Source organism: Effusibacillus lacus (assembly GCF_002335525.1).
Classification (GTDB): Bacteria; Bacillota; Bacilli; order Tumebacillales; family Effusibacillaceae; genus Effusibacillus; species Effusibacillus lacus.
In genome coordinates, this window is sequence record NZ_BDUF01000056.1 from 11,914 (window position 1) to 30,861 (window position 18,948).

Annotated in this window: 22 protein-coding genes; 2 read left to right on the forward strand and 20 right to left on the reverse strand. The window is 51.9% G+C overall.

What is annotated here, in order from left to right; translation table 11 throughout:
• The 14 genes from EFBL_RS21235 to ltaE all read right to left on the reverse strand — a co-directional run.
• On the reverse strand, window positions 1–442 hold a 442-nt coding region (locus EFBL_RS21235; RefSeq protein WP_231705756.1), incomplete at its 3' end, for an endolytic transglycosylase MltG.
• Between the two features lie 66 nt (window positions 443–508).
• On the reverse strand, window positions 509–781 hold the full coding sequence (locus EFBL_RS10215; RefSeq protein WP_096182037.1) for a DUF1292 domain-containing protein: 273 nt from the start codon (window positions 779–781) through the stop codon (window positions 509–511).
• A 33-nt stretch (window positions 782–814) separates the two neighbouring features.
• Window positions 815–1,228 carry a Holliday junction resolvase RuvX gene (ruvX, locus tag EFBL_RS10220; RefSeq protein WP_096182038.1) on the reverse strand — a complete coding sequence of 138 codons (414 nt, stop codon included), beginning with the start codon at window positions 1,226–1,228 and terminating at the stop codon, window positions 815–817.
• The gene (locus EFBL_RS10225; RefSeq protein ID WP_096182039.1) at window positions 1,225–1,485 is read right to left on the reverse strand and encodes an IreB family regulatory phosphoprotein; all 261 of its coding nucleotides are present in this window, start codon (window positions 1,483–1,485) and stop codon (window positions 1,225–1,227) included. Before EFBL_RS10225 ends, ruvX begins: the two co-directional genes overlap by 4 nt.
• Window positions 1,486–1,558: 73 nt before the next feature.
• Complete coding sequence (locus EFBL_RS10230; protein WP_096182040.1) at window positions 1,559–2,623, reverse strand: AI-2E family transporter; 1,065 nt, start codon at window positions 2,621–2,623, stop codon at window positions 1,559–1,561.
• A 558-nt stretch (window positions 2,624–3,181) separates the two neighbouring features.
• Window positions 3,182–4,051, reverse strand: coding sequence for a UbiA-like polyprenyltransferase (locus EFBL_RS10235; RefSeq protein WP_096182041.1), 870 nt, complete (start codon window positions 4,049–4,051; stop codon window positions 3,182–3,184).
• Window positions 4,052–4,121: 70 nt separating this feature from the next.
• Window positions 4,122–4,928 carry a DUF116 domain-containing protein gene (locus tag EFBL_RS10240; protein ID WP_096182042.1) on the reverse strand — a complete coding sequence of 269 codons (807 nt, stop codon included), beginning with the start codon at window positions 4,926–4,928 and terminating at the stop codon, window positions 4,122–4,124.
• Between the two features lie 21 nt (window positions 4,929–4,949).
• On the reverse strand, window positions 4,950–5,144 hold the full coding sequence (locus EFBL_RS10245) for a YrzR-like zinc ribbon domain (RefSeq protein WP_096182043.1): 195 nt from the start codon (window positions 5,142–5,144) through the stop codon (window positions 4,950–4,952).
• A 14-nt stretch (window positions 5,145–5,158) separates the two neighbouring features.
• Window positions 5,159–5,662, reverse strand: a complete 504-nt coding sequence (locus EFBL_RS10250; RefSeq protein ID WP_165912657.1) for a PRC-barrel domain-containing protein — start codon at window positions 5,660–5,662, stop codon at window positions 5,159–5,161.
• 72 nt (window positions 5,663–5,734) lie between these two features.
• Window positions 5,735–6,874 carry a cysteine desulfurase family protein gene (locus EFBL_RS10255; protein WP_096182045.1) on the reverse strand — a complete coding sequence of 380 codons (1,140 nt, stop codon included), beginning with the start codon at window positions 6,872–6,874 and terminating at the stop codon, window positions 5,735–5,737.
• Window positions 6,875–6,889: 15 nt separating this feature from the next.
• A complete protein-coding gene (cymR, locus tag EFBL_RS10260) occupies window positions 6,890–7,297 on the reverse strand; it encodes a cysteine metabolism transcriptional regulator CymR (RefSeq protein ID WP_096182046.1) in 408 nt (135 codons plus the stop codon).
• Complete coding sequence (locus tag EFBL_RS10265) at window positions 7,294–8,001, reverse strand: YczE/YyaS/YitT family protein (RefSeq protein ID WP_096182047.1); 708 nt, start codon at window positions 7,999–8,001, stop codon at window positions 7,294–7,296. Before EFBL_RS10265 ends, cymR begins: the two co-directional genes overlap by 4 nt.
• Window positions 7,991–9,334 carry an AAA family ATPase gene (locus EFBL_RS10270; protein WP_096182048.1) on the reverse strand — a complete coding sequence of 448 codons (1,344 nt, stop codon included), beginning with the start codon at window positions 9,332–9,334 and terminating at the stop codon, window positions 7,991–7,993. The genes EFBL_RS10265 and EFBL_RS10270 overlap by 11 nt, the downstream gene beginning before the upstream one ends.
• The gene (ltaE, locus tag EFBL_RS10275; protein WP_096182049.1) at window positions 9,335–10,375 is read right to left on the reverse strand and encodes a low-specificity L-threonine aldolase; all 1,041 of its coding nucleotides are present in this window, start codon (window positions 10,373–10,375) and stop codon (window positions 9,335–9,337) included.
• A gap of 383 nt (window positions 10,376–10,758) precedes the next feature.
• Between ltaE and EFBL_RS10280 the strand changes: the two genes are divergently transcribed.
• Window positions 10,759–11,673, forward strand: a complete 915-nt coding sequence (locus EFBL_RS10280) for a DMT family transporter (protein ID WP_096182089.1) — start codon at window positions 10,759–10,761, stop codon at window positions 11,671–11,673.
• 845 nt (window positions 11,674–12,518) lie between these two features.
• Window positions 12,519–12,602 carry a putative holin-like toxin gene (locus tag EFBL_RS21870; RefSeq protein WP_369690098.1) on the forward strand — a complete coding sequence of 28 codons (84 nt, stop codon included), beginning with the start codon at window positions 12,519–12,521 and terminating at the stop codon, window positions 12,600–12,602.
• A gap of 176 nt (window positions 12,603–12,778) precedes the next feature.
• Here EFBL_RS21870 and EFBL_RS10285 read toward each other — a convergent pair whose 3' ends face one another.
• The 6 genes from EFBL_RS10285 to EFBL_RS10310 form a co-directional block, all read right to left on the reverse strand.
• The gene (locus EFBL_RS10285) at window positions 12,779–13,798 is read right to left on the reverse strand and encodes a 4Fe-4S binding protein (RefSeq protein WP_096182050.1); all 1,020 of its coding nucleotides are present in this window, start codon (window positions 13,796–13,798) and stop codon (window positions 12,779–12,781) included.
• Window positions 13,799–14,132: 334 nt separating this feature from the next.
• A complete protein-coding gene (gene mnmA / locus EFBL_RS10290; protein ID WP_096182051.1) occupies window positions 14,133–15,224 on the reverse strand; it encodes a tRNA 2-thiouridine(34) synthase MnmA in 1,092 nt (363 codons plus the stop codon).
• Window positions 15,225–15,318: 94 nt separating this feature from the next.
• A complete protein-coding gene (locus tag EFBL_RS10295) occupies window positions 15,319–16,071 on the reverse strand; it encodes an arylamine N-acetyltransferase family protein (protein WP_096182052.1) in 753 nt (250 codons plus the stop codon).
• 189 nt (window positions 16,072–16,260) lie between these two features.
• On the reverse strand, window positions 16,261–17,052 hold the full coding sequence (locus EFBL_RS10300) for an enoyl-CoA hydratase/isomerase family protein (protein WP_096182053.1): 792 nt from the start codon (window positions 17,050–17,052) through the stop codon (window positions 16,261–16,263).
• A gap of 61 nt (window positions 17,053–17,113) precedes the next feature.
• Entirely contained in the window at window positions 17,114–17,899 is a 786-nt protein-coding gene (locus tag EFBL_RS10305; protein ID WP_096182054.1) for an enoyl-CoA hydratase/isomerase family protein, read from the reverse strand.
• A complete protein-coding gene (locus EFBL_RS10310; RefSeq protein ID WP_096182055.1) occupies window positions 17,896–18,876 on the reverse strand; it encodes an NAD(P)H-dependent flavin oxidoreductase in 981 nt (326 codons plus the stop codon). The genes EFBL_RS10305 and EFBL_RS10310 overlap by 4 nt, the downstream gene beginning before the upstream one ends.
• Between the last annotated feature and the right edge of the window lie 72 nt (window positions 18,877–18,948).

Consider the following 18,948-nt stretch of genomic DNA (forward strand, 5'->3'; position numbering starts at 1 on the left):
TTTCAGCTTCTTCCAGGAACCGTTTCCGGTCTGCCAGCCCTTTTTGTGCCAGGGTGTCCGCTATTTGCTCGATGGTGTATCCCTCGGGAATTGTAAAACGTTCCGTGCGAACCGTGACCTTACCTTTTCCAATTAAGTCAAGAATTTCGGAAATTGTGGAACCCTGTGTGATTGTATAGGTGCCTGCCTGAAGGTTCCCGGCTTGTCCACCCCAGCGCGCCGCCAGTCGAAACAGCAAGGGATTTCGAATCAGTTCCTTTTCTGCCAATAGGTTGGCTATTTTCTCGGGAGAAGCTCCCTGTGGAATTTCGACCGTAACTGTTCCCTGCCTTCCAGCAGGCGGCAGCCACTGTCTCCAGATGTAAACGGTGCCCGCCATGCCTATCAATATGACAAGCACTACTATTTTCCAAGTCCGCGACCATTTGTTGAAGGATACCATCTTCGTCCCCCTTTTTCCCCTCCCATTATAACAAAATAACCCAAGCCTGGGGCTCGGGTTTTCATCTTATTCCTGGTCAAGTTCCTCGAACAGCAGAGTATCATACATCTCCGCCACTCTGTCCCACTCGTCGTCATCTTCGATGTTCACCAGAACTTCGTCACCGTTGTCGTCTTTCTCCACACGAAGAATGATTGCTTCGTCATCTTGAGTGTCGGTTGGCTGCAGAATTGCGTAGGTTTTCTGTTCGACTTCAAGCACTTCCAATACTTCGAATTCGTGTTCCCCACCGTCTTCATCCGTCAGGACAATCACGTTTTCCCGTTCTACTTCGCTCATTGTTACACTCCCTTATCGCCGGTGATTGTATTCTCAAAGTGAATCCAGATAATTTTGCAGAATAATGGCAGCCGCCATCTTGTCGACCACCTGCTTGCGTTTGTCCCGCCGGACATCCGCCTCAATCAGCATCCGTTCCGCCGCCATGGTGGACAATCTCTCATCCCATAGAACCACAGGAAGCTGGAAGGTGTCTTTCAGCAAGGTGGCAAACTGCTGAGTCATTTCCCCACGGGGCCCGATTGTCCCGTTCATGTTCTTGGGAAATCCAAGCACAATCTTCTGCACTTCATATTGGTGCAGCAGTTCCCCGATCCGCTTGATGTCTTCGGCTTCCGATTTCCTGCGAATCACTTCAATGCCCTGGGCGGACATGCCAAGGGGGTCACTGACTGCGACTCCGATCCGGACATCACCGAGATCCACGCCCATAATGCGTCCGATCATGTGCGATCTGCGAGGTAAGCCCGAACCAGCTCTTCGATCAGGTCATCCCGCTCCACCTTGCGAATCGTATTGCGTGCGTCATTGTGACTGGTAATGTATGCAGGATCGCCGGAAATCAAATATCCCACGATCTGATGGATCGGATTGTATCCCTTTACTTTCAGGGCCTCATATGCAACAAGCAAAGCTTTCTTCGCCTCATTGGCCTCTTCTTTGTTCCCCGAAAACATCATCGTCTTGTCGAGATGTGAAGTCATGGATTGGACACCTCTTTTTGGTAGTCTTGCAGATCCCCTCGGAACTTATTCGCTTTTTGCCTGCAATTTCCTTCTACCGGCGCACATAATGTTCCACCAAGTGTTCGAGAACCACTTTCAGGATGGCGACAAACGGAACCGCCAGAATTAATCCGACAACTCCGCCTACTTCACCGCCAAGCAGCAGGGCAAAGATGATTAACAGAGGGTGAAGATCCAAGGTTCTGCTGACGATTTGCGGTGAAATGACATTTCCTTCGAGCTGCTGCACGACCAGATTGACGATTGTAACTTTCAGCGCCATGAGCGGTGAAACGGTGAAAGCCAGAATGATGGCCGGTGCCGCCCCGATAAAGGGACCGATGTAAGGAATGATGTTGGTAATGGCCACGACCAGAGCCAGCATCAGACTGTAAGGCATTCCGACGATCAGGTATCCCACATAGGTCAAGACCCCAACCGCCAGCATCACCAGCAGTTGGCCGCGAACGTAGCTCCCCAGCGCCTCGTCAATGGATTTGATCAGTTCAATCAGTTCTTTCCGGTGACGGGTGGGAAATAGGGCAACAACGGTTCTCTCAAAGACCTTTAAATCTTTCAGCATATAGAAAACAAGAAACGGAATGACCAAAACCGTGAAAAGCCACTCCAGCGTACTGCCCAGAGATCCGAGCAAATTGGTGATGTAGCGTGTAAGCGCTTCTTCGAGAGCAATCAGATTGGTGTCAATCGCACGGTGTATCGCTTCCGGCATGGCTCGGGCTCCATCATCCAGGTTTTTGCTCCATTTCTCCACCTGTTCAATGATGGAAGGAAGGGTTTCAACAAACTCCTTTAACTGAGTAACAAAGATGGGAATGCTGTTGACAAGCACCACCGTCACTAGAGTAAAAAAAACGAAATAGATGATGATCACGCTGACGCCGCGGGGAACCCCACGCGACACCAGCTTGTTGACGATCGGATTCAACAGATAGGATATGATGACCGATATCAAAAATGGAGCGAGCACCGCACGCAAAACAACCCAGATTCCAAGCAACAGGCCGCTCATCTGGGTCAGCAAAAAAACGCACCCAAGCAGGATCAGTACCAACAGCGCAATTTCCAGTGAACGGTTTCGCGGGGCCCTTTCCATTTGGGTAGCACCCCCTTGAACAATCTGCTTACCGAGTCGTCACAAGCGCTACATTGTTACAGTATATGCCGATTGTCCAAGTTCTATAAACAAGCTTGTCTGAAGTTAGGGGCGTTAGTTTCGCCCCTATTTCAAAAACCGGTCAAAGGTAAGCCGGACGGAGCTCCATTGCAATAGGACTGATTGTCAGTCTTATTTTTGACAGTTTGATTGCCACATCAAAAATAGAGCTGATTTTCAACCTTATTCGGGGGTTCTGGAGGTGCGCAACCAAGAAACAGCATATAGGGCTGAAAAACAGTTTTAATTCTGGACATACCTTTGAATCGACAAAAATAACACTGAAATTCAGTTCTATTTTTTCTTATCATTGCAGGTGGCTTTGAAAAGCGAACCATTTTCTGGCTTAACGGCACACGGTGCCGCTATCGCGAAGCACCTGCTGGCTTAACGGCACCCAGTGCCGCTATCGAGAAGCAGAAATGCGGTTACCGTGTTCACCTGTCGATCCGTTAGTAGGCTCCCTACAGATTCTGTCAAACTTACCCGTATGATCGATCAAACCAACCGCCAGGCAATATCAGTAAAAGTAAACACAAAAGCCACCGTCGCGACAATGCTGTTGACCTTGAAGAAGGCAATGTCTATTCGAGACATATCATGGGATGAGATGATCAGGTGCTCGTATACCAACAGAACTGCCACTACAGCCACGCCGATCAGATAGATCCAGCCAAGCTGCACGTACAACGGGATCAGCAAAAAGAGAACAATCGTTGCCACGTCCAGTATGCGTGAAATCCAAAGTCCGCCTGCAATGCCAAACCGGCTCGGGATGGAATGAAGCCCTTCCCGGAGATCGAAGTCCACGTCCTGACAAGCATAGATAATGTCAAAAGCTGCGATCCAGGCTGCTACTGCCCCGGCAAGCAACAGTCCCGGCAGATCAAAGCTTCCCGTTACCGCAATCCAGGCTCCCAAGGGCGCCAAGCCGTCCGTGATCCCGAGAATCAGGTGACAAGCCCATGTGAACCGCTTTGTATAGGGATACAGTACCAGGAAAAATACGGCCACCGGCATCAGGTAGAAACAGAGAGGATTCAGCATCCATGCCGAAACGCCGAGCAACCCGAGGGACAGCACTATAAAGGCCACTGTCTCAAGAATCGATATGGCGCCCCGCGGCAGTTCCCTGTCAGCCGTGCGCGGGTTCTTCGCATCAATCTTCATGTCAATCAAACGGTTCAAAGCCATGGCAGCGCTTCGTGCACCCACCATGGCCATCGTAATCCAGAAGAAGATCCCCCAGCCGGGCCAATCCCCGTTTTTGTAGAAACTGGCCATGATCATGCCGATATAGGCATATGGCAGGGCAAATATGGTATGTTCAAATTTAATCATTTCAAGGAATAAACGGACTTTGCTCATCAAGAAAAAACCTCCCGGCTGTTGCTCGTCACATAACCATTAAGCGACAGGGGAGGAGGCTTGTCAAGATTCAATCGTTTCCCAGAAATGTACGAAAAGCGTTTTCCATCTCAAGGAGATCAATATGCGTATTCCGGCAAGGACCTTCCGGACGCTTGTTGGCGATGGCGATTACCGGAATGGCGGCCCCCACATCCTGCACGCCTGCCATCAGGTCCCGTTCGCACGCCACCGCAATGACGCCTTTGGGTTTTTTCTCGGCCAGCAACTGGCGAGCCTGTTGTCCGCCGCCGCAAACATGGGCCACTACATTGTACCTGGCTGCGATCTCATTGATGGAATCTCTCATCACCTTGGTAAGACAGCGGGGAAGCAGAATCAACAATTCCCTTGATTGGATCTGTTTCACATTGGCAGCTGTAATCCGGTTCCCAACCTGAAGCAAAGAGTTTGAAATACGGTCTTTTGACAGTCCCATTCGCCCCCCAATCTTGACAATCATCGGCAGCAGCGGCGATAAGGCAATATGTTTGCCTTTATAGTGCGGAACAAAATTTTTACCGGTCAGCACAGTGGCAACTATCAGCAGCAGACCAAGGTCCATCACTGTCAGCGCGGTTACCCCGCCAATCAGAACCGTATTTTTCAACCATAATCCGATCTGTGCGAGCCGGGGCTCACCCAGAAACCACAGGAACCACGCCATGCCGTGCAAAACCAATAAGGCAACTGTGTAAAAACTTAGGAAATACCAAGGGGATGTGGCAAGATCTCCACTGTTTTCCTCAATTTCCCCAGCCCATCCTTCCCAGGTGTCTCCCAATTTACGCGGAGCAGCTTGTTCTACGGCGTTCGTTGCGGAATCAATGTTGGACATGCGTCAGTTCCTCCTTGTGTTTTATCCGATTTGCTGAATCTCTTGTTCCATGGCCTGCAGGTCGCTGAATGAGACAAGGGAGCCGTCCTCTTCCACTTGATAGAGTTTGACTTCATCCCCGATCAGACTGAATTCGACAAAGCAGTCCCAGCAATAATACTGGTTGGTGCCGATCTTTCCGATATCTCGGCAATTGCAATTGGGACAGCGCATCATGCGGTGAATTCCTCCTATGTGTGAGTTTGGAGGTCGGAAAGCTTTGCAGTCTGCCTTACAATAATTTGCTCCCCGATTTGCAGCGTATCCGAATAGGGCAGCCACTTCCGCCCCGTTACCAAATCTGCCAGCAAGCCGTCCGACACTTCGTACCCTACTATGTTGTCCGTTTCCCCTCCAATGTAAACATCTGCCACCGTGCCCAGAAGATTGCCATCCTCCGTTAAAATTTCCTTTCCCACGAGCGGATTGTCGCCGGTTATAAGGTACAAACCGCCCTCCGTCCATTCCAAATCGCCAACGAATTCAGGCGATTCGATAGTGACCGCATCCTCGCCAAAGGAGTCTATATCGGCAAAAAGTATGGCCCCGCGTCCTGTCAACACCCCCTCTCTGTCAATCAGGAGAACGGAGGCCCGGTGGTTTCGGTCAAACAACAAATCTGCCACTTTCCCAACACCGTCGCCTTTTTCAAGCTCAATGACCCGCATTCCAACCCATGGCAGTGTCCGTCTCATCCTGTCACCCCCTGCCGTTGTGACCGTCACAAAGAAAAAATGCCCGTTCCCGGGCATCTTCATTCGCATGGATTACCTTCTTTTCAATTTATTTGCAATGGCCGCCGTCTTGTACGCAGCCGTCTCCACTTCCTCCAGGGTAGTCTGTTCCGAGAAGCTGAAACGAATGGCCGATTTCACACAGGTTGGCTCCAGGTTCATCGCCGTCAGTACATGGGATGGCTGCAAAGAGCCTGAAGTGCACGCAGAGCCGCTGGCAGCCGCAATCCCCGCCATATCCAGGTTCATCAGCATGGTATCGGCCGACACCCCGGGAAAAGAAACGGACACAATGGATGGAACCGATTGTTCCGGTGAATTGACCACCAGAAAGTCAACTTCTTCCTTCAGAATATCCAGCATACGATGTTTAAGGGCAAGAATATGTTCGTAATTCGCCCTCCGGTGCTTAACCATCCGCTCAATGGCAGCACCCAGACCGACAATTCCAGCCACGTTCTCCGTTCCGGCACGCCTTTTTCTCTCTTGGGAACCTCCGTGCAGGATCGGATGCCAATTGGCATCCCGCCGGACATAGAGAGCTCCGATTCCTTTGGGACCGTGCAGCTTGTGGCCCGACAAAGACAGCATGTCAATTTTTCCGGCTTTTACGTCGATGGGCAGCAGTCCCACAGCCTGAACCGCATCCGTATGAAAAAGGACTCCCTGCTCAGCGCAAGCATGGGCAATTTCCTCCACCGGTTGGATGGCCCCCGTCTCGTTGTTCACGTACATGACGGATACCACAGCCGTATCCGGACGGATGGCGGCCAAAACCTCCTCCTTCTTCACAATCCCATCGGAATCAGGTGATATGTAGGTGACCTCGCAGCCCATTTTTTCCAAAAATTCACAGGTTTGCAGGACCGCATGGTGTTCGATAGTCGTGGTGACGATATGCCGCCTCTCCGCCCTATTGGCAAGAACCGCACCCACAATGGCGGAGTTGTCCGACTCGGTGCCGCCACTTGTAAAGACAATATCGTTGGCTGGTGCGCCAAGTGCTTTGGCTAGCTGCTCCCGCGCTTTCTCCACCGCTTGCCGGGCCCTTCTTCCGGCAGCATGCATGCTGGACGGGTTCCCGTATTCAGCTTCCAGATACGGAGCCATGGCCGCCCTCACTTCGGGATGAAGGGGCGTCGTGGCTGCGTTGTCGAGATAGAGTAAAGTCATTGTGGAATCACCCCACTAAATGTAAAACATGAAGTTATCTCCGCCCGATTTCTTCCGCTCTGCGACATCCGCCAGCGTAACCGAATCGAGCACCTTGTTGATTGCTTCCCGGACTTGTTCCCAGATGTAGTTGAGATCGTCCTCCGGGTCTTCTACCACCGTGATCGGACCTTCCAATACCCGGACGATATCGCCGATGGTAATTTCCTGTGGAGATTTGGCCAACACATATCCTCCATAGGCTCCCCGAATCGAACGAACCAGTCCGGCATTCCGCAGAGGAGCAATCAACTGCTCCAGGTAGTGTTCGGACAAGTCTTCCCTTTCCGCGATGGATTTCAGAGATATCGGTCCTTCCCCTTGGTACATGGCCAGATCCACCATTAATGTCACACCATACCGACCTTTTGTTGACAGTTTCACGCAACCTCTCTCCTCTCCGTATACTTGCCGAACCATTTTTTTGCCATACGCAGACCGTACTCCGTTGTATGCCCAATCGTTAAGGAAAAAATGATCGTCCCCCAGAAGAACGGACCGCCCAGACAAAGTCCGATGCTGACAGCAGCCACTTCCAGAATGGTACGTACCCAACGGATGGCCCAGCCTGTTTTCTCATGCAGGGCCAGCATCAGCCAGTCACGGGGCCCGGCACCCAGCTGAGACTGGATGTAGATACCGGTGCCGAAACCGGAAATAATCAGTCCCGCAACGAACAAACCGATCCTGGCACCGATAGTCTCCCATTCCGGAACCAGATGCAGTCGCAGGATCAGGTTGATGAACTCGCCAACCACAATCATGTTGGCGATTGCACCAAAGGTGGGCCACCTCTTCATCAGAATGCAAGCACAGGCCAAAATCACCACCCCCACCAATTGCGTCACCCGGCCAAATGACAAGCCCGTATGCTGAACAATTCCCAGATGCAGGACATCCCATGGAGATACGCCAAAATTCGCCTTGACCACGGTCACAATCCCATAACTCATGATCCATAAGCCCAGGACAAACACCGCCAAACGTCGTGCAATCAGCGCATACATGATTTTTCGCTGCGGTGTGAGCGGAGTTCCAGTTTTCGCTGGCACCATCTGTGCGGAACTCAGATGCGGTTTAGTTTCCATTTGTTCCCTCCGGCCCCAACTTGCCAATGGATCTTAGATAGTTGCGAATCGTTTGTTCATACCCGTTTGCAGTGGGCCGGTAAAAAGTCTTGCCACGATAGGCTTCCGGCAGATAACTCTGCTCCACATAATTCCCCGGGTAATTGTGGGGGTACAGATACCCTTTGCCATGGCCCAATTGCGAGGCCCCCTTGTAGCTTGCATCCCGCAAATGAACCGGTACTTCCACCGATCCGCCTTCCCTGATTGCACCAAGCGCTTCTCCCATCCCTTTGTAGGCAGCGTTGCTCTTGGGAGCAGAGGCCAGATAGGTGGTGGCTTGCGCCAACGTGATTCGTCCCTCCGGCATTCCAATCAATTCAACCGCCTGAAATGCGGCTACCGCCACCTGAAGAGCCTGTGGGTCCGCATTGCCAATATCCTCCGAGGCAGATATGACTAGCCGCCGCGCTATAAAACGCGGGTCCTCTCCGGCATCAATCATTCTTGCCAGCCAGAACAGCGCCGCATCCGGGTCCGATCCCCGGATGGATTTGATAAAAGCCGATATGGTGTCGTAGTGTTGATCTCCCGATTTGTCATACCGGACGGCCCGCCGCTGAATGGACTCGGCCGCCACCTCCAAGGTTACGTGGATGGTTCCGTCAGGCCCCGGAGGCGTCGACAGAACAGCCAGCTCAAGGGCATTCAACAAACGCCGCGCATCCCCGTCCGCATATCGAACCAGGTGAGTGAGAGCCTCATCTTCTATCTTTACCAAAAAATGGCCCAATCCACGCTCCGGGTCAGACAACGCCTTGCGGGCAACCTGTTCCAATTGGGTTTCTGACAACAGCTTGAGGGGGAATACCTGGGAGCGGGAAAGCAGCGCAGCGTTTACTTCAAAGAACGGGTTTTCCGTCGTCGCCCCGATCAGTTTGATCAAGCCATCCTCCACATGCGGCAGCAGCGCATCCTGCTGTGCCTTGTTGAACCGGTGAATCTCATCCACAAACAGCACCGTTCGCTGGTTGTACATCGCCAGCCTGTTCTTTGCCTCTTCCACTACCTGCCGGATATCCGCCACTCCCGCCGTAACTGCATTCAGCGTGTGAAAATAGGACTTGGTGTGCCCGGCAATAATTTTGGCAATGGTCGTCTTTCCTGTCCCCGGCGGTCCATACAGAATGAGGGAAGACAACTGATCCGCTTCAATCGCTCTCCTCAATAATTTCCCCGGCCCCACAATGTCTTCCTGTCCGATCAGTTCGTCCAGTGTGCGTGGACGCATCCTTGCCGCCAACGGGGCCATGCCCTTTTGAGCTTCTTCCGCCTGTATCGAAAACAAATCCATCTAGGCCACTCCCTGTATCACTCGATGAATACGGGTGATCGCTTCGTCAATATCAAACCGGCTGACATCCTTATGCGTTACGAACCGGACCAATGTCTCGCCAAAATCAACTGCCAGGATGCCCTCCTCGGCAAGCAATTCAAGAATTTCAACTGCAGACTTCCCCGTTCCCGACACATCGGCAATCACAATATTCGTTTCAACCGTTTGCGGATCCACCTGGAGACCCTTAATGTCAGCCAGTGCGCGCGCCAACCGCTTGGCATTGTCGTGATCTTCCGCCAACCGGTCAACCATCTCTGTCAGTGCCAGAATTGCGGGTGCCGCCAATACACCTGCCTGGCGCATGCCGCCTCCCAGTCGCTTGCGCCATTGTCTTGCCGTATCGATAAATTCCTGCGGGCCCGCCAATACGGACCCAACAGGCGCTCCGAGTCCTTTTGAAAAGCAAATCTGAACGGTGTCCACGTGCCGTGTAATTTCTTTGACATCAATCCCAAGGGCGACCGCCGCATTGAATACCCTGGCCCCGTCCAGATGAACCGGGACCTGTTTGCGTGTGGCCACTTCGTGAATTGCACGCATATAATCCGGAGGCAACACGGCACCTCCCGCCCGGTTATGTGTGTTTTCCAGGCAGATCAGGGCGGTGCGGGGGAAGTGAATGTCCACTCCGCGAATCGCTTTCTCCACTTCCTGAGGTTCCATCGCTCCCCTGATTCCAGGCAGTGTTCGGGTCTGAACACCTGCCAATGCGGAAGCGGCTGCCGCTTCATAGTAGAAGATGTGGGAATCGGCTTCGAGGATGATTTCTTCTCCAGCCCTTGCATGGGTCAGGATCGCCACCTGGTTCCCCTGAGTGCCGCTTGTTACAAACAGCGCCGCTTCCTTCCCCAACTTCTCCGCTGCCAACTGTTCCAACCGGTTGACTGTAGGATCTTCCCCATATACATCATCGCCCAATTCGGCACTGGCCATTGCTTGTCTCATCGCTTCCGTCGGAAGCGTAACTGTGTCGCTGCGCAGGTCGATTTTCTTCATAGATTGTGCCCCCCGTTTTCTCCGTCTCACTGGAATGTAGTCTGCAAATTCCGAGTAAATGACCCTGATTAATTTATTGTAATCCAGTCAGGTGGCCGGCACAAGGTTTACGGGTAAAATTCGCAATCTATGACGGTATATGAATCCATTTCCCTGACGATTGCATTTTCTCTATCAAAACCCGGCCTGATATTCTATAATTGGTGGAAAAGTCATTCAAGCAAAGAAAGGAGGACTCCCCGTGTATTACATGAGACTGTTTGAAATCGATCATCCCGCAGCTTCCTTCTGATCCCGAAAACGGAGAGGGAAGGAACCGTGTTCACGCTCCGTTTTGGGGTTATAGCCTTGAAACAGAATTCCCTGATACGGAGGTTAACAACATGAATAAATCGCTTGCGGGAGCTTTGTGTTTGTCATTGGCAGCCAGCATTTGGGGCGGTATGTATGTGGTCAGTAAGTACGTGCTCGACTTTATTCCGCCAATTACGCTGGTTTGGCTGCGGTACGCGGTTGCGTTTCTGTTTCTTTATGGCATTTTATGGTGGTCTCGGCGTAATGAACTGAATCGGAAGCAGCTAACCTCAAAAGATTGGCTGCTCCTTGGCTGGATCGGTTTCATCGGCTATTTCGTTTCCATATCCTTTCAGTTTATCGGGACGAAATATTCGGATGCCCACACCGGGGCGCTGATCACTTCGGCGACTCCGGCATTCATGGTTCTGTTTGGCAGGCTTGTCCTCAAAGAATCCCTGACTTTGCGCAAGACGGGTGCCTTTTTGTTGTCATTTGCGGGCGTTGTCACTGTTCACGGTTGGCAAGCTCAATCTCCAGGGTATCAGTGGGGAATGCTGATGCTTGTGGGAGCTGCCGTAACCTGGGCGCTCCTGTCGGTTTACGTAAGACTGGCCTCGGAGCGGATGTCTTCCCTGACCATTACCACTTATGCCATTCTGTTTGCCCTATTGTTCACAACACCGTTTGCATGGCGGGAGGCGGCGGCACAGACTGTTTCGTTTAATTCTTTAACGGTTTTGGGGGTCCTATACCTTGGGATTGTCTCGACCGCAGGGGCATTCTTCTTGTGGAACAAAGGGATGGAATTGATGGAAGCAAGTGTGGGATCGTTGTTCTTCTTCTTCCAGCCGGTTGTGGGAACGCTGCTTGGCTGGCTACTGCTGAAGGAGCATCTGTCTGCCAGCTTCTTTGTCGGCGGAGCCTTGATTCTGCTGGGTGTATTCATCGCCACCTGGCAGCCGAAGCAATTGCAGAGCAATTTTTTGAAAGAAGATCTGTAGGTCACCGGAAAAGCCACAAAAGGACCCTTGTTCGACATCGGTTACCGAGATCGCCCCTATTCTGGAACCAATTCCAGCCCAGTTTTTGAGTGCTGGTCTGTTGTGAGGATGGGTTCGGTGTGCAGTGATTGACACGTCCGTGAAAAAATGACTCGTCCCTGAGAAATAGGGTTTTTTCAGGTACTTATTGTGATATTTTGGGTAGTGATTTTGAAATAGTGGATTTTGAGGCTCTTATGCCATCCCTTGATCGCCGCGAAGGTATAAAAAGTGCCCAATAAGTATCTGCGAATCCGTTATTTCGAAAATCCAGCCGCCAGAAGGTGAAAATAACTGATCAAAAATCTGTTATTTTACAACCGGTGGCAATCGGGTTGGTACTTGCACAATTCCTGAAAAAATCCACCATTCCCCGAGCAGGGAAACTATCGACTGGAAAGCCCCGCAGAGACCCCCACCGTGGAAAAGCCCCACCAGCAGGGGATGCGCTCTGCAACAAAGAAGGGGAAATCCCTTGATTGACAAAGCTGTTGACATCACCGTTGTCAACAGCTTTTTTGTGACCTCTTCGCGCTATTCCTTGACAGCCATAATACGAATCCGTTTATAATCGGCAACCCAATCCCCATTTTTGTACAGGATAAGCTTAACCCTTTCTGCAACACGGAGGCATTTTTTCTTCAGTTTAAGCAGGAGATCGTCATTTGTCTAATCTATATTTTTTTAAATAAACATAGTTTATACCTATAATCTCGGATGGTAAAAAATGCTATACTAGCAACAGTACGATAGAATCGGCTCCTCATGGACGGTCGGCTCATCCCCTGACGAAAGGGGGTGATGCCATGACAGTATATGAATCCATCTCCCTGATGATTGCATTCGGGATCTTGGTAATTTCGATGCTGTCGTTCCATAAACGGAAATAGACCGCCCCTTGGGTAAGAAGTGCGGTCTATTTCAAAACTCACCGAGCCGGCCCCTTGCGAGGGCGACTGTTGTACTGACCGTAGGTGTAGCAGCACCTGCGGTCTTTCTTATGCTTATGCAAGTGGACTAGCTTTATGTCCTCAGTTTACCATATTCAATTCAAAAATTGCAAAAATCAGTGCCCAATCTCCTTCGCAAAGGGAACCAGTTCCCGGAACTCCTCGTAAGTCATGGCAGTTTCCCAAATCCCCAGCAGTTTGGCCAGACCCACCACTCCAAAGAATGCTGTGAAAAAAACGGCGGGTGCCACCCATTTGTTCACCTTCTTGCGGGCAATGGTCATCTCCAAAGTACTTGGGATCGGACATGCTTCCACACACTGCATGCAGGCGGTACATTCCGGGGTAAAAACGCAGCCTTGATCCGATACTTTAATTCCTTGAGGACAGACCCGGGTGCAGTTGTCACAGTTGATGCAGCTGGACGGTTCCCGTTTGATTCCAGTTATACGGAACAGTGAGCCCAGTCCAATCATTGCACCATAAGGGCACAGAAAACGGCACCAGAAGTTCTTTACAAACATCGACAGCAAGATCAGCACCAGAATGATCTTTAGGGCTGTTCGGCTCATGTCTATGAAGAACAGCATCATTTTAACGTCCGATACCCTGTTATAGGGACTGTCGAGAAACTGCAAAGCGACAAACCCCGGCATGTCAATCAAAATCCCTTTGATGAAAAACAGAAGCAGCAGGTACTTCAGCGGATACAGCACGTATTGCAGCCACTTGGGCGGTTCAAATGTTTTCCTGAACAGTTTCTGGCTCAGTCGGCCAAGCCCCTCGCTAATCGTGCCAACCGGGCACATCCAGCTGCAGAACGTTTTTTTCAGGAAGATTCCTGAAGTGACAAAGAACAGCAACAAGACCAAGCCCGCCGGGTGAATCATGTCGAAGTAGCCAGTGGAGATCCATGCCTTTACTGCCACCAGAGCGCTGATCGGAAGAAACCCTTCCACAGCCGCAGGCCGCTCGACATAAGGTTCGATGCCCATGGACTCAAAGTGCAGATAGAAGCGGTAAAACTGCCATCCCACATAAAGCATAAACAGAGTAAATCCGGCCTGTACGACATGTCTTGCGGCCTGCACCGGTTTTCGCTTGATTCTTTGAATCAGGGTATGATAGGAGGTCATATAGGATCACCCAATCTGAAGGTACGTCTTCTTGCTTCCAGTATAGGAACCACCGCACTGTCAGAGAGTGACAAATCCCACATGATTTTTGTCAAAATAAGTACTTCATTCCCCAGACTCCGAAACCGATGGCCAGCAGAAAAAGCGCCCAGAGCATACAGGCTGTAGTACAGCCAATGCAAGGCCAGCGCTGACCATGGACATGACAGACAACTCCTCACAGATCGCTCTTGTTTTGAGCTGCCAACTCCTTTCGGATCTCTTGCAGCTCCTTCTCTCCCTCCCACTGTAAATGATAATACAAAAGCCACTGCCGGAGACAGTGGCTTTTGTATTACTCCCGATATACCTTGTCAATGGTCCCGCCGCCCAAGCAGACTTCCCCGTCGTAGAACACGACAGCCTGTCCGGGGGTGACCGCTTTTTGCAATTCATCAAAGATTACTTCACAGGTGCCGTCCGGTTTGCGATGAACCGTTACCCCTTGATCCGGTTGACGGTAACGGAACTTGGCCGTGCACTTGATGATATCACGGGTTTCCTTCTGGCTGATCCAGTTCACATTGGTGGCCAGCAACCCTTTGGAGTGCAGCCGCGGATGGTCGGAGCCCCGTTCCACATACAGAATGTTGCGCTCCAGGTCTTTATCCACCACAAACCAGGGGTCACCCGCGCCCCCAAGCCCCAGACCGTGACGTTGTCCCAATGTGTAGTACATCAGTCCTTCGTGTCTTCCCACGACTTCCTCCGACGTGGTTCTCATCTCACCCGGTTGCGCCGGGAGGTAATTGCGCAGGAATTCCCTGAAATTCTTTTCCCCAATGAAGCAAATCCCCGTGCTGTCTTTCTTTCTGGCAGTGGGAAGGTTTGCGTCCAGCGCGATTTGCCGAACCTGCGGCTTGGTCAAATGCCCGATGGGAAACATGGCTTTTGACAATTGATACTGGTTCAATGCGTTCAAAAAATAGGTCTGGTCCTTGTTGGAATCCGCTCCACGCAGCAATTGGTACTCTCCGTCCGCAAGCCTCACCTGGGCATAATGCCCCGTCGCGATGTAATCCGCCCCCAACTCCAGGGCTTTCTCCAGAAATTCGCCAAACTTGATCTCCCGGTTGCACATCACGTCCGGGTTCGGGGTTCGTCCGCTCCGGTATTCATCCAGGAAGTATTGAAACACTTTCTCCATGTATTCTTTTTCGAAATTTACGGTGTAGTAGGGAATGCCAATATGTTCGCAAACGCGCCTTACGTCGTGATAATCGTCCTCGGCTGTGCAGTGCCCGAATTCGTCGGTGTCATCCCAATTTTTCATAAAGACCCCGATGACATCGTACCCCTGCTGCTTCAAGAGAAGCGCCGTGACAGAAGAGTCGACGCCGCCTGACATTCCGCATATTACACGTGTTTCTTCCGGGGTCTTGGTCATACTCATCGCCTTCCTTGCATACACATCTTAGTCAGGCATTGAGACAAGCAATGCCTTCCATTAGTTATACCACAGATTCCAAAAAAATCCCCACTCAAATGGCGATGCCAAAATAATGCTGCAGGATGCGCCGTTTGTCCCCATCCGATTGGATTGGAACCCTGGTTTTCTCTTTCCCTTCAGTGATGATCAAATCATCCCCCGAATAAGTGACCCTTCCTGTAGGGGTGGACAAGGATGCCAGCTCCTTTTGCGTAAAACTGGACTGGGGAGAGGTTTGGTGGTACTCGCACATGTCGGCGAAATCCTCAAAGAGTCTGGGGACAGTGGTGAACCTGTATTCGGCCACCCATTCCCCTTCGATTTTCTTTTGGAACAGGTACCCATGGGGTACTGTAGAATCCAGTTGTATCCTATAGAGCCCGCTTACGTCTTCTACTTCTTCTCCCGTCATCGGCAGGGGGGTTCGCACGGAGTCGCCGAAACCCACATCCACCAAGTAATCCCTGTCCAAGTGAACAAGCAGGGCCAGATGGTCAAATGGCGGCCCATAGGTGCCGTCTTTCCGTTTGACTTCTCCGGAAACCATCGTAACATCGTACCCAAGTTCCCGAAGTGCATAATAAAGCAGGCCGTTCAGTTCGTAACAGAATCCGCCGCGCCGATTTCCGACCACTTTTTGAAAAATCCGGTCCGCATCCAGTGTAATTCGGATGCCCCGGTGGATGTCCAGATTTTCGAAGGGAACACTCAGCATGTGTTGGGATTGCAGGTGAGACAGAAAAGCCAAATCGGCACTTCCACGACCTTCAATGCCAATTCGGTTCAGATAGGCTTCCAGGTTCATTCCGCATCACCTACACCCATCTTACCTTAAACCCTTCTCATAAACTGTAAGATTCCGTACATTTGGATAGAAAGCCAAATAAAGAGACAAGCCTCTACTACCTGAGACTTATCTCTTTAATGGTTTCGATAATAAAACCGGCAGTCACTACTTGCTTTTGATTGGCGTTACCCGGTCCGACCGCGACAGTCAACGATTGGCAAACCGGGGAACCCGTTTCTCAATGAAGGCGTGGATCCCTTCGCGAGCGTCTTCCAGCTTAAAAATCTCTGCGAAATACTTGGCTTCTACGGCCATTCCTTCCAGTATGGGCAGATGAAGCCCCTCATCGACGCACTTCTTGATCCGGGTCAGGGCGGGCAGAGACATTCCCGCAATTTTGCCCGCCAGTTCCTTCGCGCTGGCCAGCGCTTGCCCCTGTGGGACCACCCGGTTGACCAGGCCGATTCGCAAAGCCTCTTCGGCCGTAATCGGTTCCCCGGTAAACATCATTTCTTTGGCTCTTGCTTCCCCGATCAACCGCGGCAAACGCTGCGTTCCCCCGCCTCCCGGGAAGATTCCCAACTTGATTTCCGGCAGCCCGATCAGCGCTTGCTCCTCCATGATACGGATGTCGCAGGCCAATGCCAGTTCACATCCACCACCCAGTGCCAACCCGTTGACTGCGGCAATCACCGGTTTGTCAATGGAGTCCAACAGATTAAACGGTCTGTGTATACGAAGGGCTTGCCGATACAGGTCCTCCTCATCCATCTCCATCATGGACGGGAATCCCTTGATGTCGGCTCCGGCTACAAAGGCCTTCTCACCCGCCCCGGTCACAATCACTACCGATATTTCCGGATCGGCGGCAACCTGGCGCAGCACTTCCTCCAGTTGCTCCATCACCTCAAAACTCAACACGTTGAGCGGAGGATTGTCAATGGTAATAATGACAAGTTTGTCTTCCCGCTCCCAATACACCAGACGTTTGTCCGTCAAGTTGATCCCTCCCTGGCCTCATTGTGAAACCGCATTCGAGAAAATGGTCCCCTTCAGCCCCTCACCGGCCGATAAAACGGGGAGCCCGCTTCTCAATGAAAGCCCGTGCTCCCTCCTGCAGGTCTTCGCTGAGGAAACTCACCACCCGCAGGGTATTCAGGTAATCCAGCCCCTTCAACAGGTCCATTTCTTCCGTGTTGTAGAACGCATCAAGTCCCAGCTGTATGGCAAGCGGACTGTAACCCGCAATTTTGCGGGCCAAATCCATCGCCTCCTCCTGCAGTCGATCAGCCGGGATCACTCGTTGCACCAGTCCGATTGCCTGCGCTTCCTGTGCACTGCAGAGGTCACCCGTCAGCATCATCTCCAACGTTTTCTTATGGCCAACCGCCCGCCGGATCCACGGTAGTATCACCATAGGGACGAGTCCTACCTTGATTTCCGTTGTGCCGAACTTGGCCTCTTCGGACGCCAGCGTGATGTGAGCCATGGCTGCCAAACCGCAGCCACCACCCAACGCATGCCCGTTGACGGCTGCGATGATCGGCTTGCGAACGGATGCGCCCAAGCGGAACAGTTCCGTGGTGGCTTTCCCCTCCCGGTGATGATCGGGGGCTGATTTTTGCCCCCCTTGCGAGAAGGCGGCCAAGTCTCCCCCTGCGGAAAAAGCGCTTCCCGCTCCGGTCAGGATCATTACCCGAACCGATTCGTCCCGGTCCGCATCCGAAATGGCACAGATCAATTCCTCCGCCAGAGCCGCACTAAGGGGATTGCGTCTTTCCGGGTCATTCAGCGTAATCTTCGCAATACCGTCCGATTTGTCATAAAGGATCTTTGTAAGATTCATCCCTGGACCCGCTTCCCTTTGCACAACCCGGCAAGCGCCTCATCGTATTCCCGTTGAAGGTCCGCCACCAGTTCAGCGACAGGCTGAACTTTCTTAACGGCCCCCACCCCCTGCCCGGCGGACCAGATGTCCTTCCAGGCCTTTACTTCCTTGTTTTCTATGAACTCAAGATCCACCGAATTCTTTGGTTTCAGGTTGTCCGGGTCCAACCCCGCTTTGCGAATGCTGGGCTTGAGCATATTGGCGTGCACTCCGGTAAAGGCATTGGTGTAGACCAGATCCTCCAGGGTTGCGTCAATCAGCATTTGCTTGTATTCATCACTGGCCATGCTTTCTTTGGTGGCGATAAAGCGGGTTCCCATGTATGCCAGGTCGGCCCCCAGGGCCTCGGCAGCCAGAATGGCACGTCCGCTGGAAATGTTTCCGGCCAGAATCAGGAGCCCGTCATAGAACTCGCGAACCGCTTCGACAAAGGCAAAACTGTTGATGGTTCCCGCGTGTCCGCCTGCCCCGGCGCATACCAGGATCAAACCGTCGACGCCCGCCTCGGCGGCTTTTCTCGCAAAAGGAAGCGATATCACATCGGAGAACACCAGTCCGCCATAGGCATGAACCACCTCCACAATCGGTTTGGGACTCCCGAGGGATGTAATGATGATGGGTGGCCGATGTTTGAGGACCAGGTTCATATCAGTCTCCAGCCGCTTGTTCGTCCTGTGGGCCACAATGTTCATGGCCCAGGGAGCCGTCTTTGCGTCCGGGTTGGCAGCCTGATGGGCTGCCAATTCCTCCTTGATGCGACCCATCCACTCGTCCTGGATTTCCGGTGTGCGGGCGTTTAAGGAGGGGAAGGAACCGATTATCCCCGCCTTGCAGCTTTCCATGACAAGCTCGGGTCCCGAGACCAGAAACATGGGGGCATTGATTACCGGCAGCGTTAACCGGCTGGATATCTGCAGCGGAAGTTTTTGCGTCATGCTGGAACACCCTCTTTTCCATTTTAGAAAATTACTGTTCAGTTTGATAGAAATTTGAGTATTGGTCACGCA

Coding starts and splice junctions, on each gene's coding strand:
- EFBL_RS10310 (WP_096182055.1), bottom strand. CDS start 18,876: ATGACGCAAAAACTTCCGCTGCAGATATCCAGCCGGTTAACGCTGCCG.
- ruvX (WP_096182038.1), bottom strand. CDS start 1,228: ATGATCGGACGCATTATGGGCGTGGATCTCGGTGATGTCCGGATCGGA.
- EFBL_RS10295 (WP_096182052.1), bottom strand. CDS start 16,071: ATGAACCTGGAAGCCTATCTGAACCGAATTGGCATTGAAGGTCGTGGA.
- EFBL_RS10285 (WP_096182050.1), bottom strand. CDS start 13,798: ATGACCTCCTATCATACCCTGATTCAAAGAATCAAGCGAAAACCGGTG.
- EFBL_RS10270 (WP_096182048.1), bottom strand. CDS start 9,334: ATGGATTTGTTTTCGATACAGGCGGAAGAAGCTCAAAAGGGCATGGCC.
- EFBL_RS10280 (WP_096182089.1), top strand. CDS start 10,759: ATGAATAAATCGCTTGCGGGAGCTTTGTGTTTGTCATTGGCAGCCAGC.
- EFBL_RS10215 (WP_096182037.1), bottom strand. CDS start 781: ATGAGCGAAGTAGAACGGGAAAACGTGATTGTCCTGACGGATGAAGAC.
- EFBL_RS10255 (WP_096182045.1), bottom strand. CDS start 6,874: ATGACTTTACTCTATCTCGACAACGCAGCCACGACGCCCCTTCATCCC.
- ltaE (WP_096182049.1), bottom strand. CDS start 10,375: ATGAAGAAAATCGACCTGCGCAGCGACACAGTTACGCTTCCGACGGAA.
- EFBL_RS10225 (WP_096182039.1), bottom strand. CDS start 1,485: ATGACTTCACATCTCGACAAGACGATGATGTTTTCGGGGAACAAAGAA.
- EFBL_RS10235 (WP_096182041.1), bottom strand. CDS start 4,051: ATGAGCAAAGTCCGTTTATTCCTTGAAATGATTAAATTTGAACATACC.
- EFBL_RS10250 (WP_165912657.1), bottom strand. CDS start 5,662: ATGAGACGGACACTGCCATGGGTTGGAATGCGGGTCATTGAGCTTGAA.
- EFBL_RS21870 (WP_369690098.1), top strand. CDS start 12,519: ATGACAGTATATGAATCCATCTCCCTGATGATTGCATTCGGGATCTTG.
- EFBL_RS10230 (WP_096182040.1), bottom strand. CDS start 2,623: ATGGAAAGGGCCCCGCGAAACCGTTCACTGGAAATTGCGCTGTTGGTA.
- EFBL_RS10240 (WP_096182042.1), bottom strand. CDS start 4,928: ATGTCCAACATTGATTCCGCAACGAACGCCGTAGAACAAGCTGCTCCG.
- mnmA (WP_096182051.1), bottom strand. CDS start 15,224: ATGACCAAGACCCCGGAAGAAACACGTGTAATATGCGGAATGTCAGGC.
- EFBL_RS10245 (WP_096182043.1), bottom strand. CDS start 5,144: ATGATGCGCTGTCCCAATTGCAATTGCCGAGATATCGGAAAGATCGGC.
- EFBL_RS10305 (WP_096182054.1), bottom strand. CDS start 17,899: ATGAATCTTACAAAGATCCTTTATGACAAATCGGACGGTATTGCGAAG.
- EFBL_RS10265 (WP_096182047.1), bottom strand. CDS start 8,001: ATGGAAACTAAACCGCATCTGAGTTCCGCACAGATGGTGCCAGCGAAA.